15 protein-coding genes are annotated in these 20,958 nt (G+C 71.9%); 7 read left to right on the forward strand and 8 right to left on the reverse strand.

The genetic code is table 11. The features are described 5' to 3' along the window. The first annotated feature begins 268 nt into the window (after positions 1 to 268). Complete coding sequence (locus V3N99_02360; GenBank protein MEO3935579.1) at positions 269 to 2,131, forward strand: NHL repeat-containing protein; 1,863 nt, start codon at positions 269 to 271, stop codon at positions 2,129 to 2,131. Between the two features lie 103 nt (positions 2,132 to 2,234). Then, positions 2,235 to 2,768 (forward strand): NUDIX hydrolase family protein, encoded by a 534-nt coding sequence (locus V3N99_02365; GenBank protein ID MEO3935580.1) that lies wholly within the window; start codon positions 2,235 to 2,237, stop codon positions 2,766 to 2,768. Positions 2,769 to 2,786: 18 nt separating this feature from the next. Here the strand turns inward: V3N99_02365 and V3N99_02370 are convergent, their stop codons facing one another. Continuing rightward, positions 2,787 to 4,289 (reverse strand): cryptochrome/photolyase family protein, encoded by a 1,503-nt coding sequence (locus V3N99_02370; protein MEO3935581.1) that lies wholly within the window; start codon positions 4,287 to 4,289, stop codon positions 2,787 to 2,789. A 378-nt stretch (positions 4,290 to 4,667) separates the two neighbouring features. Here V3N99_02370 and V3N99_02375 point away from each other — a divergent pair, with 378 nt between their 5' ends. Further along, positions 4,668 to 6,533, forward strand: coding sequence for an NHL repeat-containing protein (locus tag V3N99_02375; GenBank protein ID MEO3935582.1), 1,866 nt, complete (start codon positions 4,668 to 4,670; stop codon positions 6,531 to 6,533). Positions 6,534 to 6,549: 16 nt separating this feature from the next. Here V3N99_02375 and V3N99_02380 read toward each other — a convergent pair whose 3' ends face one another. The 5 genes from V3N99_02380 to V3N99_02400 all read right to left on the reverse strand — a co-directional run bounded on the left by V3N99_02380 (position 6,550) and on the right by V3N99_02400 (position 14,053). Then, positions 6,550 to 8,562, reverse strand: coding sequence for a TIGR03960 family B12-binding radical SAM protein (locus tag V3N99_02380; GenBank protein MEO3935583.1), 2,013 nt, complete (start codon positions 8,560 to 8,562; stop codon positions 6,550 to 6,552). 70 nt (positions 8,563 to 8,632) lie between these two features. After that, positions 8,633 to 10,285 (reverse strand): hypothetical protein, encoded by a 1,653-nt coding sequence (locus tag V3N99_02385; GenBank protein ID MEO3935584.1) that lies wholly within the window; start codon positions 10,283 to 10,285, stop codon positions 8,633 to 8,635. Then, on the reverse strand, positions 10,260 to 11,018 hold the full coding sequence (locus V3N99_02390; protein ID MEO3935585.1) for an ABC transporter ATP-binding protein: 759 nt from the start codon (positions 11,016 to 11,018) through the stop codon (positions 10,260 to 10,262). Before V3N99_02390 ends, V3N99_02385 begins: the two co-directional genes overlap by 26 nt. 77 nt (positions 11,019 to 11,095) lie before the next feature. Beyond that, on the reverse strand, positions 11,096 to 12,976 hold the full coding sequence (locus tag V3N99_02395; GenBank protein MEO3935586.1) for a long-chain fatty acid--CoA ligase: 1,881 nt from the start codon (positions 12,974 to 12,976) through the stop codon (positions 11,096 to 11,098). Positions 12,977 to 13,129: 153 nt separating this feature from the next. Then, a complete protein-coding gene (locus tag V3N99_02400) occupies positions 13,130 to 14,053 on the reverse strand; it encodes an EamA family transporter (GenBank protein ID MEO3935587.1) in 924 nt (307 codons plus the stop codon). A gap of 87 nt (positions 14,054 to 14,140) precedes the next feature. Between V3N99_02400 and V3N99_02405 the strand changes: the two genes are divergently transcribed. Further along, positions 14,141 to 15,073 (forward strand): LysR family transcriptional regulator, encoded by a 933-nt coding sequence (locus V3N99_02405; GenBank protein ID MEO3935588.1) that lies wholly within the window; start codon positions 14,141 to 14,143, stop codon positions 15,071 to 15,073. Positions 15,074 to 15,229: 156 nt separating this feature from the next. Here V3N99_02405 and V3N99_02410 read toward each other — a convergent pair whose 3' ends face one another. Beyond that, positions 15,230 to 16,189 (reverse strand): bifunctional riboflavin kinase/FAD synthetase, encoded by a 960-nt coding sequence (locus V3N99_02410; protein ID MEO3935589.1) that lies wholly within the window; start codon positions 16,187 to 16,189, stop codon positions 15,230 to 15,232. A gap of 107 nt (positions 16,190 to 16,296) precedes the next feature. Here V3N99_02410 and V3N99_02415 point away from each other — a divergent pair, with 107 nt between their 5' ends. After that, on the forward strand, positions 16,297 to 17,406 hold the full coding sequence (locus V3N99_02415) for an SAM-dependent methyltransferase (protein MEO3935590.1): 1,110 nt from the start codon (positions 16,297 to 16,299) through the stop codon (positions 17,404 to 17,406). Positions 17,407 to 17,438: 32 nt separating this feature from the next. Here the strand turns inward: V3N99_02415 and V3N99_02420 are convergent, their stop codons facing one another. Then, positions 17,439 to 18,896 (reverse strand): DUF222 domain-containing protein, encoded by a 1,458-nt coding sequence (locus tag V3N99_02420; GenBank protein MEO3935591.1) that lies wholly within the window; start codon positions 18,894 to 18,896, stop codon positions 17,439 to 17,441. A 175-nt stretch (positions 18,897 to 19,071) separates the two neighbouring features. Between V3N99_02420 and V3N99_02425 the strand changes: the two genes are divergently transcribed. Beyond that, positions 19,072 to 19,641 (forward strand): helix-turn-helix domain-containing protein, encoded by a 570-nt coding sequence (locus V3N99_02425; GenBank protein ID MEO3935592.1) that lies wholly within the window; start codon positions 19,072 to 19,074, stop codon positions 19,639 to 19,641. Further along, positions 19,638 to 20,951 (forward strand): MFS transporter, encoded by a 1,314-nt coding sequence (locus tag V3N99_02430; GenBank protein ID MEO3935593.1) that lies wholly within the window; start codon positions 19,638 to 19,640, stop codon positions 20,949 to 20,951. Before V3N99_02425 ends, V3N99_02430 begins: the two co-directional genes overlap by 4 nt. The last annotated feature ends 7 nt before the right edge of the window (positions 20,952 to 20,958 follow it).

Below are 20,958 nucleotides of genomic sequence, written 5' to 3' on the forward strand. Positions count from 1 at the left end.
CCCGTCCGGCTCTACTGAGCCCTCGCGGCCCACGACGGGCGTGGGTCGCTCGGGCCGTTCTTCCGGAGACTCACCGCTGATGACGGCTCGAACGTCGGTGTAGCCAGACTACCGGCATCCGCGACGGTCGAGCACGCACATATCGGTGGTATAGCCACACACCGGGCGCCAACTTCCCGGATTGGGTAAAGCCTGCTGCACCATGAGCACCGCCCGCCCCGTCATGAGACACCATGACCCACAACCGGACGAAGAAAAGGTCGTGCCCATGTCACAGCTTCTCCCCCAGCCCACCTCGCCGCTCTCGCGCCGCACCCTCCTGGGGTCGGCAGGGGCCGCGGGTGCGTCGGTCGTCGCAGCCCCCCTGCTGGCCACGTCGGCCTCGGCGGTCACCGACCCCGCTCCGCGGATCACGCGCTCAGTCGGGCTGGACCACGTGGTCCTCGGCGCCGCGTACGCCGACATGTACCCCACCGACGTCGTCGCGGACCCGAACTACTGGTACGTCAACGACAACGGTCGCTACCGCCTCATCGCCGTCAACCGCAAGACCGGCGTCATCGACTACGAGTTCGCCAAGGCACGGGTGCCGGGCACCGACGACCTGGCGACGGGTCGCGGCATGGGCATCGACGCGGCCGGCTACCTCTACGTCACCGACACGATCAACAACCGCATCACCAAGATGACCAAGCGCTTCCGCACGGTCACCTCGTTCGGCGGGCGCGGCGACGGCGACGGACAGTTCCGCGGCATCACGGACGTGGCCGTCGGCCCCGGTCTCGACGACACCGGGGCTCCGGCCGAGGTCGTCTATGCGACCGACAAGACCGGCCACCAGAACAACACCCGCATCAACAAGTTCACGACCGACGGGCGCTCCATCGGGACGATGGGCGACATGATCGGCCTGCACTACGGCCAGCTGGTCGTCGACCCCGACAACGGCAACGTCATCGTCTGCGACGCCATCGTCCAGGGCTTCGTCATCTTCGACAAGGCGGGCACGGTGCTCAAGAAGGTCGGGGGACGGGGCGGCGGCCCCGGTCAGTTCCTCGGCCTCCCCCGCGGGATCGACATCTACAAAGGCAAGATCTGGGTCACCGACTCGGACAACCGACGCATCCAGGTCTTCGACACCACGGGCACCTACCTCTTCGGCTTCGGCAGCTTGGGAACCGGCCAGGGCCAGTTCATCGGGCCCAAGGGCATCTCGGTCAGCAACGGGCGGGTGCTGGTGTGTGACCTCTACGGCTACGGCCTCGACGAGTTCGACCTCCAGGGGCGCTCCACGCGCAGCTTCTTCGGGGGGGTCCCGCCGATCAACGGGGTCAACAAGCCCAAGGGTCTCGACATCGACTCGTCGGGCAAGGTGCACGTCATCGACTGGTGGCGCCAGGCCATCGTGCGGTGCGACCTGGACGGCACCAACCCCCAGCAGGTGGGCCAGACCGGTGACCGCAAGACCCCCGGGGCGCTCACCTTCCCGACCGACGTCCGCGTGCAGCCCGGCACCGGGGTGATCTACGTCTGCAACCGGGAGAGCAACGACATCGAGGTCCTCAACCCCGACGGCACCTCGCACAAGAAGGCCTTCTTCGGCGTCCAGGACGTCCACCACCCGGTGGGGCTGGCCTTCGCCCCGAACGGCGACCTCCTGGTCTCCGACAGCCCGGCCAAGCGCATCGTGCGCTTCACCCTCGACGCGAACGGCCACGGCACCTTCGCCGACGCCGACGACGCCGCGGCGATCGGCGGGCTGCGCTACTGCTCCGGCCTGGACGTCGCCCCCGACGGCACGGTCTGGGTCGCCGACAACCTCGGCCTGTGCCGCCGCACCCCGGCCGGCGTGTGGACGCGCTTCGAGCAGGCCACGGGCAGTGCGATGCCGTTCAAGACCCCGTGGGGGGTGCGCGTCGGACCCGACGGACTCATCTACGCGACCGACTCCGGCAACAACCGGGTCGTGGTCATGCGGGCCAACGGCCGGCTCGTCGCCGAGACCGCGCCGAGCGACGTGTTCGACGGCCGGGCGCTCTACGGCCCGCAGGGCATTGCGATCGGGCCGGACGGCCTGGTCTACGTCGCCGACACGAGCAACGACCGGGTGCTCGCCCTCAGGGTCCGGTGACCACGGCACCGGCACCCCCAGCCGGGGGTGCCGGTGGGCACGGTGAGGGCGACCGGCCATCCCGACCGGGGAGAGACCCCGGCCTGCTGGTAGAAACGACGGCATGACCGAGACCGATACCCAGGGTTCGTGGTTGACCGCCGAGCAGCTGCGCGACGCCCGCGACCGGCTACCCATCCTGTATGTCGACGCGGTGCCGGTGCGGCTGGACGAGCGGGGTGCGCTCACCGGCATCGGTCTGCTGCTGCGCGCCACCAGCGAGGGTGCGATCAACCACGAGCTCGTCTCCGGGCGGGTGCTCTACCACGAGCGCATCCGCGACGCCCTGATGCGTCACCTCGAGAAGGACCTCGGGCCGCTCGCCATGCCGCACATCCCCGTGTCGCCGGTGCCCTTCACCGTCGCCGAGTACTTCCCCACCCCGGGCATCACACCCTTCCACGACCCCCGCCAGCACGCGGTGTCGCTGGCCTTCGTGGTGCCGGTGGCCGGTGACTGCGCCCCCCAGCAGGACGCGCTCGACTTCTCGTGGGTCACGCCCGAAGAGGCCGGCCGGCTCGCCTCGCTCGGCGAGATGGAGAACGGCCACGGCGTGCTCCTGCGTCAGGCGCTGGCCCACCTCGGCTTCGCGGTCTGAGGTCTCGCCGCCCAGAGGTCACGGCGGGTCGGACCCACGGCGCTCCTCCTGGGCCACCAGCTGCTCGCGGTCGCGCAGCCGCTCCAGCCCCTTGACGGGCTGCGCCATCCGGAAGTTGCCCGCCAGCTCGCTCTTGGTGCGGTCGAGGAACCACCAGTAGCCGGCCGTGACGGGGCAGGCCTTCTCGCCCACCCGCACCTTGGGGTCGAAGGGACAGGCGCGGCAGTGGTCGGTCATCCGGGAGATGTAGGCACCGCCGGCGGCATACGGCTTGGTGGCCATGATCCCGCCGTCGGCGTACTGCGACATGCCGACGACGTTGGGCACCATGACCCAGTCGTATCCGTCGACGAAGGCGCGGTGGAACCAGTCGGTGAGCTCGTCCGGGCGCCAACCACGCTGGAGAGCATAGTTTCCCAAGATCATGAGTCTCGGGATGTGGTGTGCCCAGCCGTGGTCACGCACACCAGCGAGGGCGTGCGAGATGCAACGCGCATTCGTCGCCTCGGCGTCCAGGTTGGCGAACCAGTCGGGGAGGGGCTCGCGCTGGTCCAGCCGGTTGAGGTGCCGGTAGTCGTCGCCGAGGTGCCAGTAGAGGTGCCAGACGTAGTCGCGCCAGCCCATCACCTGCCGGATGAAACCCTCGGCCGACGCGAGGGGGACGTCGCCGTCCCGGAAGGCCTGCTCGGCCCGGGAGACGACCTCGAGGGGGTCGAGCAGACCGAGGTTCATCGGTGCCGAGAGCAGGGAGTGGGCCATCCAGTCATCGCCCTCGAGCACGACGTCCTCGTGGGGGCCGAACTCCGGCAGGCGGTGGACCACGAAGTCGTCGAGCACCGCCAGGGCCTCGTCACGGGTGGCGGCGAACCGTCGCGGGGCGTCGACACCGAGGAAGGTGACGTCTCCGTCGGCCTCCCACCGGTCGAGATCGGCGCGCACCTGCTCGTCGATCTCGTCCTCGACCGGCCACCAGGGCTGCGCCACACCGAGGGTCGTGCGACCCTTCGGGGCCGGCTCGCGGTTGTCGTGGTCGAGGTTCCACCGACCACCGACCGGCTCCCCGTCACCCTCGAGGAGCACGTGGTGGCGACGACGGGCATCACGGTAGAAGTCCTCCATGAGCAGGCGACGCTCCCCGCGTGAGCGGGCCCAGGCCGTGAAGTCCTCGCGGGAGGTCACGAACCCCCTGGCCGGGAGCCGCTCGAGGTCGCGCTCCTCCGACAGCCGCCGCACCAGGCCGACTGCGGCCCGGCTCGTCGGCTGCACCACCTGCAGCGGGCCGTCGACCCGGGCCAGCGCGTCCCGGTAGGTGCCATCGGCCACGTGCAGCACCCGCCCCTCGAGCTCGCGGGCCCGGTGCCGCATGGCCGAGAGCACCAGGTGGGCCTTCTGGCGGTGGAACCGTCGGCGGGCGAAGACCCGCTTCGACTCGACGAGCAGCACCCGTCCGTCGTGGTCGTCAAGGAAGTGGGGCCCGAGCTGGTCTCCGAAGAGCCACCGGGTCGCGGGTTGGGTCGGCACCCTGCGACCGTATGCCGCGAGCCCACCCCGCGCAGCCCGGCACCGAGTGGACGTCGGGGGCCTTGGGCGCGCCACCAGCGCGTGACTGCGGTCCCCCCTCGGGACCCGGCTGGCCGTCTCGCCCGCCGCCGGGCCGGGGACCGCAGGCACCACCTCCTGGTGGACCTGCCGGACCGGGCCCCAGCGTGCCGGCCCGGGCGACTGATCTGCGTGCGCGTCCTGTCCAGGGGCTGACCCCACGTGCGCACACCGCCATCTCGCGTGCAACACCGGCTCACGGCGGCGGACCGTGGTGCAGGATGGGCAGGCGGGAGGCCTCAGCCGTCGCTCGCACCTCGGGGTTCGACGGCGAGCCCCGCCAGCACGGGAGGAACCTCGATGTCCACCTCGCCCCGCAGCCCCCGGCCACGCCTGACCCGACGCGCCCTCCTCGGCGCCGCCGGCACCGTCACCGCAGGTGCTGCCGTGCTCCCCGCCTCCGCAGCGTCGGCCAGCGCCGCGTCCGGCCGCCCTTCCGGTGCGGTTCAGGCCCCGGCGCTCGCCCTGGACCACGTCGTTCTCGGGGCGGCCTACGCGGACATGTATCCCACTGACGTCGTGGCCGACGACCGCTACTGGTACGTCAACGACAACGGGCGCTACCGGCTCGTCGCGGTCAACCGGGTGACCGGGCAGATCGACTACGAGCAGTCCAAGGCGAGGGTGCCCGGCATCGACGACCTCGCAACCGGTCGCGGCATGGGCATGGACGCCGCCGGCAACCTCTACGTCACCGACACCATCAACAACCGCATCGCCAAGCTGGACAAGCGCTTCGGCGCCATCCTGTCGTTCGGCGGGCGCGGCACGGGCCCCGGCCAGTTCAAGGGGGTCACCGACGTCGCGGTGGGGCCGGGGGTCGACGACACCGGCGCGAGCGTCGAGGTGGTCTACGCGACCGACAAGGCTGCTCACCTGAACAACACCCGCATCAACAAGTTCACCACCGACGGCCGGTTCATCGGCACCCTCGGTGAGAACCTGCACCTGCACTACGGGCAGCTCGTCGTCGACCCGGACAGCCACCACGTGATCGTCTGCGACGCCATCGTGCAGGGCTTCGTCATCTTCGACGAGCTCGGCACGATCCTGCGGAAGGTCGGAGGCCGCGGGTCGGCTCCCGGACAGTTCAAGGGTCTCCCCCGCGGCATCGACGTCGCCGAGGGCAAGATCTGGGTCACCGACTCAGACAACCGCCGCATCCAGGTCTTCGACCTCGCGGGCAACTACCTGTTCGCCTTCGGCAGCAGCGGCACCGGTCTGGGGCAGTTCATCGGGCCCAAGGGGATCGCGGTCAACGGCGGACGGGTCATCGTCTGCGACCTCTACGGCTACGGGCTCGACGAGTTCGACCTGACCGGCAGCCCGACCCGCAGCTTCTTCGGTGCGGTCCCCCCGATCGACGGGGTCAACAAGCCCAAGGGTCTCGACATCGACGCCTCGGGCAAGGTCAACGTCATCGACTGGTGGCGCCAGGCCATCGTGCGCTGCGACCTCGACGGCACCAACGCCGAGCAGGTCGGCATGACAGGTGACCGCACGACCCCCGGAGCCCTCACCTTCCCCACCGACGTGCGGGTGGAGCGGTCCGGCCTGATCTACGTCGCCAACCGCGAGAGCAACGACATCGAGGTGCTCGATCCCGACGGGTCGTCGCACCGGGCCGCCGCGTTCGGCACGCGGGAGCTGCACCACCCCGTCGGTCTCGCCTTCACCCCCGCCGGCGACGTCGTGGTCACCGACAGCCCCAACAAGCGCATCGTGCGCTACGTGCTCGACGGCTCGGGTCACGGAACGGTTGCCGAAACCGACTCGGCCAGCAGCATCGGTGGCCTGCGCTACTGCTCGGGGATCGACGTCGCCCCCGACGGCACGGTGTGGGTTGCCGACAACCTCGGCCTCTGCCGACGCACGACCGGTGGCGTATGGAGACGCTTCCTGCAGGCCACGGGCAGCGCCCGCCCCTTCCGCAGCCCCTGGGGTGTGCGGGTCGGTCCCGACGGCCTGATCTACGCCACCGACGCCGGCAACAACCGGATCGTCGTCATGGACGACCAGGGTGTCCTGGTGGCGGAGACCACCCCGACCGACGTGTGGGACGGTCGTCCGCTCTACGACCCCCAGGGCCTGGCGGTCGGCCCCGACGGGCTGCTCTACGTCGCCGACACCAACAACGACCGGGTGCTCGCCTTCTCGCTGGCGTAGCACCCGGCCGGGGCGGCTAGGACTCGAGCATCTGCGTGCGCCCGGCCCCGAGGACGGTGACGGGGAGCAGGGTCTTGCCCGTGGGCCCGACCTCGATCTCGGTCCCCATCTGCGGGCACACGCCGCAGTCGAAGCACGGGGTCCAACGGCAGTCCTCGACCTCGGTCTCGTCGAGGGCCTCCTGCCAGTCCTCCCAGAGCCAGTCCTTGTCGAGACCGGAGTCGAGGTGGTCCCACGGGAGCACCTCGGCCTGCTCGCGCTCGCGCGTGGTGTACCAGGCCACGTCGACGGCCTCGCAGTCCGGCGCGGAGGCGAACACCTCGGTGGCACAGCGCATCCAGCGCTCGTAGGAGAAGTGCTCGCTCCAGCCGTCGAAGCGCCCGCCGTCGCGCCAGACCGCCTCGATGACCCTGCCGACCCGACGGTCGCCGCGCGAGAGCAGTCCCTCGACGAGACCGGGCTGTCCGTCGTGGTAGCGGAAGCCGATCGAGCTGGCGTAGCGCTTGTCGGAGCGGATGGCGTCGCGCAGCTTGTGCAGCCGCGCGTCGGTCTCCTCGACGCCGAGCTGCGAGGCCCACTGGAACGGAGTGTGCGGCTTGGGCACGAACCCTCCGATGGACACGGTGCACCGGATGTCGCGTCGCCCCGAGACCTTGCGACCGGTCTCGATGACCCGCTTCGCGACCTCGGCGATCTGCAGCACGTCCTCGTCGGTCTCGGTGGGCAGACCGCACATGAAGTAGAGCTTGACCTGCCGCCAGCCGGCGCCGTAGGCCGCCGAGACCGTGCGGATGAGGTCTTCCTCGGTCACCATCTTGTTGATGACCTTGCGGATCCGCTCCGAGCCGCCCTCGGGGGCGAAGGTCAGCCCGGATCGTCGTCCGTTGCGGGTCAGCTCGTTGGCGAGGTCGATGTTGAAGGCGTCCACCCGGGTGGACGGCAGCGAGAGCCCGGTCTGGGTGCCCTCGTAGCGGTCGGCCAGACCCTTGGTGAGCTCGGCGATCTCGGAGTGGTCGGCGGAGGAGAGCGAGAGCAGACCCACTTCCTCGAATCCCGTTGCGGCCAGACCACGCTCGATCATCCCGCCGATACCCGTGATCGAGCGCTCGCGCACCGGGCGGGTAATCATGCCCGCCTGGCAGAAGCGGCACCCACGCGTGCAGCCGCGGAAGATCTCGACCGACATCCGCTCGTGCACGGACTCGGCGAGCGGGACCAGCGGCTGCTTGGGGTACGGCCAGGCATCGAGGTCCATGATCGTGTGCTTCGAGACCCGCCACGGCACCCCGGACGCGCTGGGCTTGGGCGCGACGCGCTGGATGCGCCCGTCAGCGAGGTAGGACACGTCGTACAGCGACGGGACGTAGACCCCGCCCGTGCGGGCGAGGCGCAGCAGCAGCTCGTGGCGACCGCCGGGGCGACCCTGCGCCTTCCACTCGTGGATGACGTCGGTGATGGTGAGCACGGCCTGCTCGCCGTCGCCGACGACCGCGGCGTCGATGAAGTCGGAGACCGGCTCGGGGTTGAAGGCGGCGTGGCCACCGGCGAGGACGATGGGGTCGTCGTCGCCACGGTCGGCCGCGTGCAGGGGGATGCCCGCGAGGTCGAGGGCCGTGAGCATGTTGGTGTAGCCCAGCTCGGTCGCGAAGGAGACCCCGAGCACGTCGACGTCGCGCACGCTGCGGTGGCCGTCGACGGTGAACTGCGGCACGCCGTGCTCGCGCATCAGCGCCTCCAGGTCGGGCCACACGGCATACGTGCGCTCGGCGAGGGCGTCGGGGCGCTCGTTGAGGACCTCGTAGAGGATCATGACGCCCTGGTTCGGGACGCCGACCTCGTAGGCGTCGGGATACATCAGGGCCCAGCGAGTGGTCAGCTCCTGGCCATCGGGGCCGTGGCCGCCGCAGTTCCAGTCCTTGACGGTGGAGTTGAGCTCACCGCCGACGTACTGGATCGGCTTGCTCACGCGCTCGAGCAGCGGCTCGAGGTCGGTGAAGAGCGAGTCTCCGGGGCGGCGGGTGGTGAGCATGGCCCAAGGGTAGGCCGACCCCGTCGCCGCACCAACCCGCATCCGCAGGTCGGCGGCGGGTCGTGGGTGCTCAGACGGCGCCGACGGTGCGCACCACGGCGGCCCGGCGCACCGGGTCGAGCCAGAGACGGCGGGTGCGGCGCAGGCTGAGCACCGACGGCACCACCAGCAGCCCGCTCAGGCCGACCGTGACCGGAAGGGCCCAGGCCCAGTGCGCCGAGATCGCACTGAGGGCCGCGAAGAGCGTGCCGTAGAGGACACCGTGCACCGTGAGCCTCAGCGAGTAGAGGAGCATCGCCCCCGCCGGGGCCGGGGTGGCTCGGGGCCGGCGCAGGTCTGCGGCGTAGGGACGGGTGACCGACCACCGCATGACCGACGCCAGCACCCGCGCCACGACGACGAGGGTGCACCCCAGGACGGCCAGGACCGCGGTGGGTCCCGGCGGGGGGCCGGAGCGCACCCCACCGACGATCAGCGTGGCGACCGAGGGGAGGAGCACCACCTCGAGCACGACCCTGGTCCGCACCCGCAGGAGCACGTCCGGCGGCACCGGCAGCGACTCGCGCCACCAGGCACCGGCCGCGTCGAGGCTGAGCGCGTTGACCCCGAAGAGCAGCGCGCCGCCGAGGCCGAAGAAGCCCGGCAGCAACGGCAGGGACCCCCACTGGACCCGGCCGGTGACGGCGACGACGACCGGGATGAGGGCGAGCAGGCCCAGGCCCCGGCGCAACGGGACCGAGCGCCAGACGCCGGCCCGGTCGAGGCGGCGCAGGGCCCCTTCGGTCGTGCGTGCGGGGCGCAAGGGGTGTCGTCTGGTCTCGAGTGCGGCCTGGGCCCGCGGCGCGCGGCGGGCGGCTGCGGCGGCCGCGCGGTCGCCGAGGCGCACGGCGCCGAGCAGCACCACGGCGAGTGCGGCGACACCGAGGGACCACACTGCCCAGTGGCCGTCGTCGCCCGCGCTCACCAGGGCGGCGAGGAGGTCGCCCCCCACGGCGCGGACGACGGTGTGGGCGTGTCCCTGCCAGAAGGTCACCGCCACGACAAGCACCACCGCTGCCGTGACGAGGCGCACCGCCAGCGGCCCGTGGCGGGTGCTGCGCAGGCTCTCGACCAGCCAGGCGAGCAGCTGAGCGGCCGCGGTCACAGCCAGGAGCCACAACACGACGACCGCCTCGCCCGCGACGACGTCGTGTCGGGCGGCGAAGGACACCGAGGCCGCCAAAGCGGTTGCGGGCACGACCCACGCCAGCGTCAGCGGGGCCCAGCCGAGGGCGGCGAGGTGGTCGGTCGAGGAGCCGATCGGCAGGGCGACAGCCTGGTCGGCCGGCAGGGTCTCACGCCCGCCCCCGGACCCCAGGGCTGCCGCGGTGACGGTCAGCAGGAAGGCCGCGAAGGTCAGGGGCAGGGTGGCGACGAGGGTCTGCGCCGAGAAGCCGGCGCTGGTCAGGGAGGTCACGGAGGTCAGGGTGCCCGGGTCGGACCGCAGGCGGTGAGCGCCCACCACCAGCAGGACCTCGAGGGACAGGGCGATGACGCCGACGAGCAGCCCCAGCACCTGCACCGGGCCCGGAAGCATCGCCCACCGGAAGCGCGCCAGCACCCCGAGGGCCCGGAGCGGGCTCGGTGGAGACGGGTGCTGCTGCGGCGGCAGCCCGACGAGCGGGCCCCCGCGGGGCGGGGGCGGCACCAGACCGAGGTCAGCTGAGGAGCTCGCGGTAGGCACGTTCCCCCTCCTCGCCCTCGAGCTCGTCGGCCCCGACCAGGGCCACGACCCGCCCTGCGCGCATGACGATCGCGTCGTCGCACGCTCGCACGGCCAGGTCGCGCAGGTGCGTCGAGACGACCACCGTCGCTCCACGGCCGCGAGCCTCGGCGATCACGTCGAGGGTGGCGTCGACCCCGGTCGGGTCGACCCCGTCGAAGGGCTCGTCGAGGAGCAGCACCCGGGGCTCGTGCAGCGCGGCCAGCACCACCGAGGTGCGGCGCCCCATCCCGTGGCTGAAACCGCCGGTGACGCGGTCAGCCACCTCGAGCAGGTCGAAGCGGTCGAGCAGGTCGCGCGCGCGGGGTTCCCAGCCGCTCAGCCCACGCAGGCGGGCGCTCAGCTCCAGGTGCTCCCAGGGAGTGGCGCGGGGCACGAGGCCGCCGACGTCGGGGCAGTAGCCGACGAGGTGCTTGACGCCCAGCGGATCGGCCGTCACGTCGACGCCCGACACGCTGACCCGACCCCCGCTCGGTGGCACGACCGCGGCAGCGACCCGCAGGGTGGTGGACTTGCCGGCGCCGTTGCGGCCGAGCAGCGCCGTCGCCCGGCCGGCCGAGGCCGACAGCGTGACGTCGTCGACCGCGACCACGGACCCGAATCGCACGACGAGGTGCACCACGTCGAGGCCCTGGGGGCCGTCGGGGGTGGGGCCCGGCGGGCCCGCGGTGCCCCCGCCGCTGCGCCTGCCCACCCGTGCAGTCTGTCAGACGGGAACCCGGTGAGGGCCGATTTGACCCCCTTCTCCCCCAGGAGACGGCGGCCAGCGCCTCAGCGGTAGAGCGCGTCGAGCTCGTCGCGGAACTTGTCGACCACGACCCGTCGACGCAGCTTGAGGCTGGGCGTGAGGTCGCCGTCCTCGACCGAGAGGTCCCGAGGGAGGATGACGAACTTCTTGATCGTCTCCCAGCGGTTGAGCCCGGCGTTGAGCTCGTCGACGTAACCCTGCACGAGGGCGCGCACCTCGGGTGAGGCGACGATCTCGCCGTACGGCCGGCCGGCCATGCCGTGGCCCGCGGCCCAGGCGGTGATCGCGTCGGGGTCGAGGGTGATCAGGGCGCTGGCGAAGTTGCGGCTCTCGCCGTGCACGAGGAACTGGCCGACCACGGGGCACAGGGCCTTGAACCGCGACTCGATCATCGACGGGGCGATGTACTTGCCGCCCGAGGTCTTGAACAGGTCCTTCTTGCGGTCGGTGATACGCAGGAAGCCCCGCTCGTCGAGGGTGCCGATGTCGCCGGAGCTGAACCAGCCGTCGGCGTCCAGCACCTCCGCCGTCGCCTCGGGCAGGTTGTGGTAGCCGCGCATCACGCCGGGTCCCTTGATCTGGATCTCGCCGTCGTCGGCGAGTCGCACCTGCGTGCCGGGCTGGGGCCAGCCCACGGAGCCGTATGCCCAGCGGCCGGTGCCGGCGCGGTTGATCGTGCAGCCCGCCGCGGTCTCGGTCAGTCCGTACCCCTCGGTGATCTGCAGACCGACCGAGCCGAACCACCGGGCGATCTCGGGGCTGAGGGGCGCCGAGCCGCTGATCATGAAGCGCATCCGGCCGCCGAACCGCTCCCGCACCTTCGCCAGGACGAGACGGTCGGCGACCGCGAGCTGGGCCGCCAGGACGAGGCCCGGCTCCTCGCCGCCCTCACGGACGTCGAGGCCCTTGCGCGCGGTGGCGAGCGACCAGTCGATCAGCTGCTTCTTGACTCCGGTCTCGGCGGCGAACATCGAGGTGATGCGCGCGTGGGCCTTCTCGAAGATGCGGGGCGCAGCGCCCATGAACGTCGGCCGGATCACCGAGAGGTGGTCGATGATCTTGTCGATGCGCCCGTCGATGGCGGTGGTGAAGCCGATCTGCAACGGGACGGCGATCAGCACCTTGCCGAACACGTGCGACAGGGGCAGCCAGACGAACTGCAGGTCGTCGGCCTTGATCTCCCCCATCGCCGCGCTGGCCGCGGCCATGTAGGTGAAGGAGTCATGGGTCAGCCGCACTCCCTTGGGGCGGCCGGTCGTGCCCGAGGTGTAGATGATCGTCGCCAGGGTGTCACGGGTGATCGCGGCCACGCGCTCGTCGAGCCGGGTCGGGTCCTGCGCAAGCAGGCCACGCCCGAGGTCGGCGAGGTCGTCCACACCGATCACCCAGTCGTCGCCGGCCTCGGCCTCGCTCGGGGCGCGGGTGGGCTCGAGGGTGACGACCTTCATCAGCTCGGGCAGCTCGGAGCGGAAGTGGCGCAGCTTGGCGACCTGCTCGGCGTCCTCGGCGAAGACGACCCGGCTGCCGGAGTCGGCGACGATGTAGGCGACGTCCTCCTCGTTGGACGACGGGTAGATCGTGGTCGTGGCGGCGCCCGCCGTCATGATGGCGAGGTCGGCCAGCACCCACTCGATGCGGGTCCCGGCGGCGATCGCCACCCGGTCCTCGGCGGCGATCCCCAGCGCGACGAGGCCAGCGGCGAGCGCGTCGACCCGGCCTCGGGTCTCGTCCCAGGTCAGGTCGACCAGGTCTTCCTGGCCGCCGACGCCGGGCCGGAAGAACTGGAAGGCGACCCGGGTGCCGCTGCTGGAGACGCGGTCACGGAAGAGCCGGGCCAGGCTCGGGGCCCGCCCCGCCAGGATCTGCTCGTCGACGACCTCGTCCACTACCGACAGCTGGGGCACGCCACACTCTCCTCGCACTGGGGGCGACCGCATCGGACCGACGCCGTCGTCAGGTGAGCCCATCCTGACAAGGTGTGGCGACCGACGGTAGGTCGCCCCCGGAATTCGTCGGTTTCGACACCAGACCGACACCGGCAGCGTCGCCCAGCGGGCTCAGCGAGCCACCGAGGCCGGCGCCGAGACGACCGTGTCCACCGCGGGCGGGACCACACTGCGGGCACGGCGGCGGGCGGCCAGCACGGTGACGCCCACCCCGGCCATGAGCACGGTCCCACCCACGGCGGACGCGACGCCGGGCCGCTCTCCGTACGCGATCCAGGCCGTCGCGATGCCGCTCACCGGCACGAGCAGGGTGAAGGGCACCACGGCCGACGCCTGGTGCCGGGCCAGCAGGGAGTTCCACACCCCGTAGCCGAACAGCGAGCAGAGGTATGCCGTGTAGGCGCTCGACAGCAGCGTCGCCCAGCCGGCGTGGCTGAGACCGGTGACGATCGCCTGGGGGCCGTCGACGACGAGGTTGAGAGCCAGGAGGGGTAGGGGCACGAAGAGCGCCGACCAGACAGTGAGCCCGAGCCCGGAGGACGTGCCGACGCGGCGAGCCACGACGTTGCCGGCGGCCCAGGCGAGCGCGGCCGCGATGCAGAGAGCCAGGGCGAGGACGGGGGTGGCTGCGCCGCGGCCGAGGGCCACGATGCCCAACCCGACGAGACCGACCAGGACGCCGAGCTGCTGGGTGCGGCTTGGCCGCTCGCGGATCGTGAGGGCAGCGATGACGACCGTGAGGACGACCTGCACCTGGAGGACCAGCGAGGCGAGGCCGGGGGGCATCCCGAGGGCGAGCGAGGAGTAGAGCAGGCCGAACTGCGCCGCACTCATCAGCAGCCCGACCGCCGCGAGGTCGCGCCACCGCACCGCCGGTCGCGGGACGAGGAAGATGGCGGGCACGAGCACGAGCAGGAAGCGCAGCACCACGAAGGTCAAGGGTGGCAGGTCACCCAACCCGGCGTCGATGACGACGAAGTTGGCCCCCCATACGACCGCGACCAGGATGGCGAGAGCGGCATGGCGACGGGGCACGCCTCCATCATCAGCCCCAAGACTCCTTAGCACCAGCGACATGTCGTGGGTGCCACCATGAAGCAGGGCTGCATGGTTGACTGAGTCGTGATCGATCTCGCCCTGCTGCGCACCCTCACCGCCGTCCGTGAGCACGGGTCGGTGGTGGCGGCGGCCGACGTGCTGCACTGCACCCCGTCAGCCGTCTCCCAGCAGCTGAAGAAGCTCGAGCGACAGGCGGGCACCGTCGTCGTCGAGCGCTACGGCCGCGGCATCATGCTCACCGAGGCCGGCCACCACCTCGCCGAGAGGGGCGCCGAGCTGCTCGCCTCGATGGAGGCGCTCGAGGCCGACGTCGCCGCCGGGCACGGGGTGGTGGGCGGGCGGGTGCGGATGGCAGCCTTCTCGACCGCCGTGCGCGGGGTCGTCGCCCCCCTGCTGCGGCGGCTTGCCGACGACGCCTGCGGGATCGCCCTGGAGGTCGTCGAGGAGGACCCACCCGGGGCGGTCCACCTCGTGGCCGCGGGACGCGTGGACCTTGCGCTCGTGCACCACTGGGGCGACCTGCGGCCGACGATGCCGGACCACCTGGAGCGCGAGGTGGTCGGTCTCGACGTCGCCGACCTGCTCGTGCCCGCCGACCACCGCCTGGCGCACTGCCCGCACGTCTCACCCGACGACCTGCGCGACGACGTCTTCGCGTGCGCTCCCGTCGGCAGCGTCTGCCACCAGTGGCTGACCCGGCTGTTCCAGGAGACCGGTAAGGCGCCCCGCATCGCCTACTGGGCCGCGGAGTTCAGCTCGCACATCGCCTTGGTCGAGCACGGGGCGGCGGTGTCGCTGATCCCCCGCCTGGGCCGCGAGACCCTCCCGGCCGGGGTCGTGGTCCTGCCCGTCGAGCCCCAGGTCACCCGCACCGTCAGCGTCACGTGGCGCCGCAGCATGGGAGCCAGTCCCACGGTCACCCACCTGCGTCGGCTGCTCGTCCACTCGGCCCCGGCGTGGGGGCTGCTCCCCCCGTCGGACGCGGGGAGCGGGTGACCGCGGGACGACGTCTGGCCCCGGTCTCGACCACGCTCTCCGTGATCAGCCGGTACACCGGCTCGCGCCCCCAGATGCCACCGCTGCGTCTGTCTCCGACGCGAGGACGAGACTCCCCCTGACCCGCCAGCCCTGCCGGCGATGGGCGTCACGACCTCAGGTGGGGACGATGGAGCTCAGGATCTCTCGGCACTGCGCGACGTCGGTCTCCATCTGGGCCACGAGCGGCTCGATGCCGTCGAAGCGCAGTGTGGGCCGCAGCCGACGCACCAGCTCGTAGGTGACCCGCTCGCCGTAGAGGTCGAGGTTGGTGCGGTCGAGCACGTACGCCTCGACCCGGCGCTCGGTGCCGTCGAAGGTCGGGTTGGTGCCGATCGACACCGCCGCAGGGAGGGTGCGGTCGGTGGACCCGACGGGTTGGCCCAGCCGGGTCAGCCAGCCGGCGTAGACACCGTCGGCCGGCACGAGGCCCTCGACAGCGGGGCTGAGGTTGGCCGTGGGGTAGCCGAGCTCGCGGCCGCGGTGGTCGCCGTGCACGACGGTGCCGGCGAGCAGGGGCGGACGCCCGAGGACGTCGGCGGCCCCCTCGACGTCACCCTCGGCGAGCTGGCCGCGCACCATCGACGACGACCAGCGGGCACCCTCGCCGATGTCCTCGAGCGCGACGACCTCGAAGTCGAGCGACTCACCCAGCGCCCGCAGGGTCTCGACGTTGCCGGTGTTGCGGACCCCGAAGCGGGTGTCCTTGCCCACGACGACGACATCGGCGTGCAGGGCATCGACGAACACCTGCGCGACGAAGTCCGCGGGGGTCAGCTGCGCGAACTCCTGGGTGAAGGTCAGCACCAGCGTCGCGTCGAGACCCGTCTGAGCCAGAAGGTCGGTGCGCTGGGTCAGTGACAGCAGCATCTGGGGGGCCCGCTCGGGGTAGAGCACCGCGATCGGGTGCGGCTCGAACGTGACCGCGACGGACGTCAGCCCCAGGGCGGTGGCCCGCTCGACGACACGCGAGAGCACCGCCCGATGGCCCTTGTGCACGCCGTCGAAGTTGCCGAGGGTCACCACGGTGCGACCGAGCTCGGTCGGGATGTCGTCGAGGCTGCTCCACACGTGCACGGTCACACTCTACGAAGTCCGCAGGCGTGGTGAGACGCCGGAGGTGGGTGAGTCAGCGCACCATGGGCGGCCCGCCACCGGGCGGGCGCCGTCTAGGCTGACGCGCCGTGACCCGCTTCCTGCTGCTCCTCACCCCCTCGAGCAACCGCGTGTATGCCGGCAACGCCCCGGGCGTCGTCGCCCACGAGCTCGCGGTGCTCGCCGCCGCTGGAGTGGGGGCGCCGGTGCGCTCGGTGGAACCGGTCAGGCTGGCCGGTGTGGACTACCTCGAGGTCGACCTCGAGACCGAGACCGAGCTCGAGACCGAGCTCGAGACCGAGCTCGACGCAGCGCCTGACGACGAGCCGCGCACCGATTCCCTCCAACCACTCACCGAGCCCCTCACCGCACTCGGGCAGCTCTCCGCCGCCCACGCGCTCTTCGCGCGGGAGGGTGAGCTGCTGCGCCCGCTCGAGCTCACCCGCACCGAGCACCTCGACGATGACCTGCTCACCATCCCGAAGTACCCCGGCCGCACGAACGAGCAGTTCACCCGGGCGCTGATCAACGTCACCCTGGCCTCGACCGCTTGGGGTGACCGGCTGGGGCGACACCGGTTCACGGTGCTCGACCCCCTCGCCGGGCGGGGCACGACCCTCAGCTGGGCCCTGGCGCTGGGCCACGACGCCTACGGGGTGGAGCGGGAGCGACGCGAGGTCGAGGCCTACGCCGCCTTCCTGACGACCTGGCTGCGGCGCAAGCGGCTGAAGCACACCATCTCGCTGGATCCCCTGCGCCGCAACGGTCGTCACGTCGCCGACCACCTCACCGCCCAGCTCCACCCGGACGTCGAGGCATGGAAGGCCGGCGAGCGCCAGCACCTGTCGATGTGGGCGGCAGACACCCTCGAGACCGCCGAGCTGCTCGGTCGACGCAAGGTCGATGCGATCGTCACCGACGCGCCCTACGGTGTCGCCCACGGCTCGCGGTCGGGCGCCGGGCGGGACCGCTCCCCCGGTGACCTGCTGGCTGCCGCCCTCCCCGTCTGGTCGTCGGTGCTGCGCGCCGGCGGGGCGCTGGGCCTGGCGTGGAACACCCACGGCCTGAGCCGCGGCGAGCTCACCGAGCTGTGCTCGGGGGCCGGGCTCGACGTGTGCGACACCGAGCCCTACCGAGGCCTGGCACACCGAGTCGACGCCGGGATCCACCGCGACGTGATCGTGGCCCGCAAGAGCTGAGCCCGCACCCCGGCCGGGTGCCGACCGGGCCCTCACCCGTATCCGGTCGGCCACGACACGCCGCTGGGCGTGACCGTGGCCTCAAGATCTCGCTCGTGGACGACGGTGTGGTGTCGCTGGCACAGCAACGCGGCGTTCGAGCGGTCGGTCGTGCCTCCTCGAGACCACCAGCGCACGTGGTGCACGTCGCACCAGGTGGCCGGCACCGTGCACCCGGGAAAGGTGCACTCACGATCCCGGCGCCTGATCAGCAGCCGCTGAGCCGGGCTGAAGAGCCTCCGGCCCCGACCGAGGTCGAGCACCTGACCGTCACCTCCGAGCACCATCGGCAGGATCCGGGCGTCGCAGGCCATCCGGCGCACGACACTGGGCGAGAGCACCTCTCCACCCAGCGTCACCCCAGCGCCGCGCAGTCCTTCGAGGAGGGACTCGTAGGCGATCGTGACCACCACCTGCGCCCGGTCGCCGGTGCCCGGGACCGGCCCGGCGGGTGGCTCGCGGTCGCAGACTCCTCCGCCCGCGCCCCCACCAGCCCCTCCCCCTGCGCCAGTGCCGACCCCTCCGCTACCGGCTGCCACGGCCCGCTCGACGAGGGTCAAGAGGGCGTCGGCCCGACGCGTGGCGGGCCGCCGGGCGTCGCGCTCACCGGCAAGACCGGCAACCGGCGCCGACAGCGCCGCCACGGCCGCGTCGAGCAGCGCCACACCCTCTGGGTCCAGCTGGAGGCGGTAGACGCTCATCCCGGCCGGCCCCTGCGACTTCACGAGCGAACGGGCGAGCCGCTGTGCCCGCTCGAGGTCCTCGATGTCACGCGCGGGCTTGATCAGCCGACTCGCCCGACTCAGGAAGCGGGCGAGCTCGGCCGTCGACAAGCCGCGGGACCGACCTGGCCACGACGTCACTGCAGCGCCGTCCCCGTTCTCAGTCGCCACACCCTCGGTGGGGAGGTCGTCACCGGCCAGCTCGATCACGCTGCTCAACGTCGCGTGGAGGTCGTGATCGTCGGCGACGCCGCCTACGTCCTTGGTCCAGCGCGCGATCTGAGCGGCCTTCGTCACGGAGAGCCGCCCGTCCTCGACCGCTGCGGTCAGGGCGTCACGGCCAGGCTGACCCTCGGCCATCGCCTGGGCGACCGTCACCACGGCCGCCACGTCTCGGGGGTCGGGAAGCGGCGCCCACTGCCCCTGCGCCTGCCCCACCCAGTCGACGACGGAGAACCCGCGGGTAGACGCAGCCTCCCGCCCGAGCACCTCGCCGACACAGGCCAGCTCCAGACGAGCGAGGGCCGCTCGAGCGCGCCCCACCTGGCCGAGCACCGCTCGCAGTCCGTCGTCGCCCAGGGTAGACAGCCGCGCTAAGGCCTCGCGCTCCAGCTGCGTGGCCAGCTGGTGGAGGCGCTCGGGGCAGACGGCGTCACGGGCGGCGCGGTGGCCAGCGGCACGAGCCACCGCGCCGGCGCCGCCGCCCCCGACCTCGATCTCCCTGTCCATGATCCGAACGTAGGTCCGACCACCGACAAGCCACCGACAAGCCACCGACGGACGGCCCGATCACGTGCGACACGACCGTCGTTGTGGGTCAACGCTTTTCACACGAACCACAGGCGTCACTCCCCTTTCACAGGTTCTATTGCAAACATCTCTTTGCAGAGATACCTTTGCCATCATGCCCACTGACTCCGTCACTCCCAGCCCCCAGCAGCTGAAGGCGCTCACGCACCCGGCTCGCCTACGCATGCTCGGCATGCTGCGGGTCGACGGCGCGGCGACGGCCACGAGCCTCGCCCGGGCGCTCGGCCTCAACACCGGTGCGACGTCCTACCACCTGCGCCAGCTCGCCACCCACGGCTTCATCGAGGAAGACACCGAGCGCGGCAACGGCCGCGACCGCTGGTGGCGGGCGACCTCCGCGAGCACCCGCACCGCGAACCCGCCACCCGACGACGTCGAGGCCAACGACACCAACGAGGCCTACCTCCAGGCAGTGACCACGATCTACGCCGAGCAGCTCCAGCGCAGTGTCGAGGAGCTGCCCCTGCTCCCCCGCGCCTGGCGCGAGGTGGTCACCTACAGCGACTGGCGCCTGCGCATCAGCCCGGCTGGAGCGGCCCGCCTGCTCGAGCGGCTGCAGGAGGTCATCGAGTCGACCGAAGACGAGGTGGGAGACGACGCAGCGTCCTACGTCGTCAACGTCAACGGCTTCGTCCGACCCGGCCAGCTCGGGGGTGACCGATGACCACCACCGCCCCGAGCGCGACGCTCGAGACGGGCGCCCGCCGACGACCGCTCGTCGGCTGGCTGGTGGCCGACGTCATCTCGATCACGGGCACCCGGGTGTCGATGATCGCCATCCCGCTCTTCGTGCTGGCAGCGACCGGCAGCGCGACCCGGACCGGCCTCGTCGCCTTCGCCGAGCTGGTGCCCCTCATCGCCCTCAAGGCCCTGTGCGGGCCGGTCATCGACCGTCTCGGCGCCCGCCGGGTCGCGGTCACCTGCGATCTCGGCTCGACGATCGTCGTCGGCTCCGTCCCGATCCTGTATGCCGCCAGCCGGCTCCCCTTCGTCGCCTTCCTCGCCCTCGTCGCACTGGCCGGGGCCCTGCGTGGGCCGGGTGACGCCGCGAAGAACGCGCTGGCTCCGGTGGTGGCGGCCACGGCGAGGGTCCCCATGGAACGGGTCACCGGGCTGGCTGGCACGGCAGAGCGCACGGCCACGATGACCGGGGCGATCATCGCGGGTCTGCTCGTCGCGGCGACCGGGCCGGCGAACGCCCTGTACGTCGACGCGGGGAGCTTCGCCGCCTCCGCAGGGGTGCTGCTGTGGGGCATCGCGGCACCACTGAGTGCGAGCAACGACAGCGGCTTCGGCAGCCCCGAGAACCTCGACAACCCCGACAACCTCGACAACCCCGAGTCGCTCTCCTACCTCGGTCAGCTGCGCGCCGGATGGGACTTCCTGCGCACCGACCGGCTGCTGCTCGGGATCGCCGTCATGGTGGCGATGACCAACCTCATCGACCAGGCGTGGGTCTCCGTACTTCTTCCGGTGTGGGCCATCGACAGCACGCGCGGGGCCGCGGCCCTCGGGCTGCTGCTTGCGGTCTTCGGCGGGCTGGCCGCGCTCGGCGCGCTCTCCGCCGCGGTCTGGGCGGCCCGGCTGCACCGCCACGCGGTCTACCTCGGGGCGTTCCTCGTGGCCGGTCTCCCGCGGTTCCTCGTCCTGGCCTACGACACGCCGATCTGGGTCGCGCTCGTCACCTTCGGGCTGGGTGGCTTCGCCGCCGGCTTCATCAACCCGATCATCGGCGCCGTCGAGTTCGAGCGGATCCCTGCCCCTCTCGTGGGTCGGGTCTCGTCCCTCGTCACCTCGATGGCCTGGGGTCTGATGCCCCTGGGCGGCCTCCTCGGAGGCCTGCTCGTCGATGTGTGGGGTCTGCAGGTCGCCCTGGTGTCGTGCGGGGTCGGCTACCTCGCCGTGACGATGCTGCCGGCGATCGGCCCCACCTGGCGCGAGCTCGGCCGGCGGCCGAGCCCATGCGCCACCTGACCTTGCG

This window comes from Dermatophilaceae bacterium Soc4.6 (assembly GCA_039889245.1).
GTDB lineage: Bacteria > Actinomycetota > Actinomycetes > Actinomycetales > Dermatophilaceae > Lapillicoccus.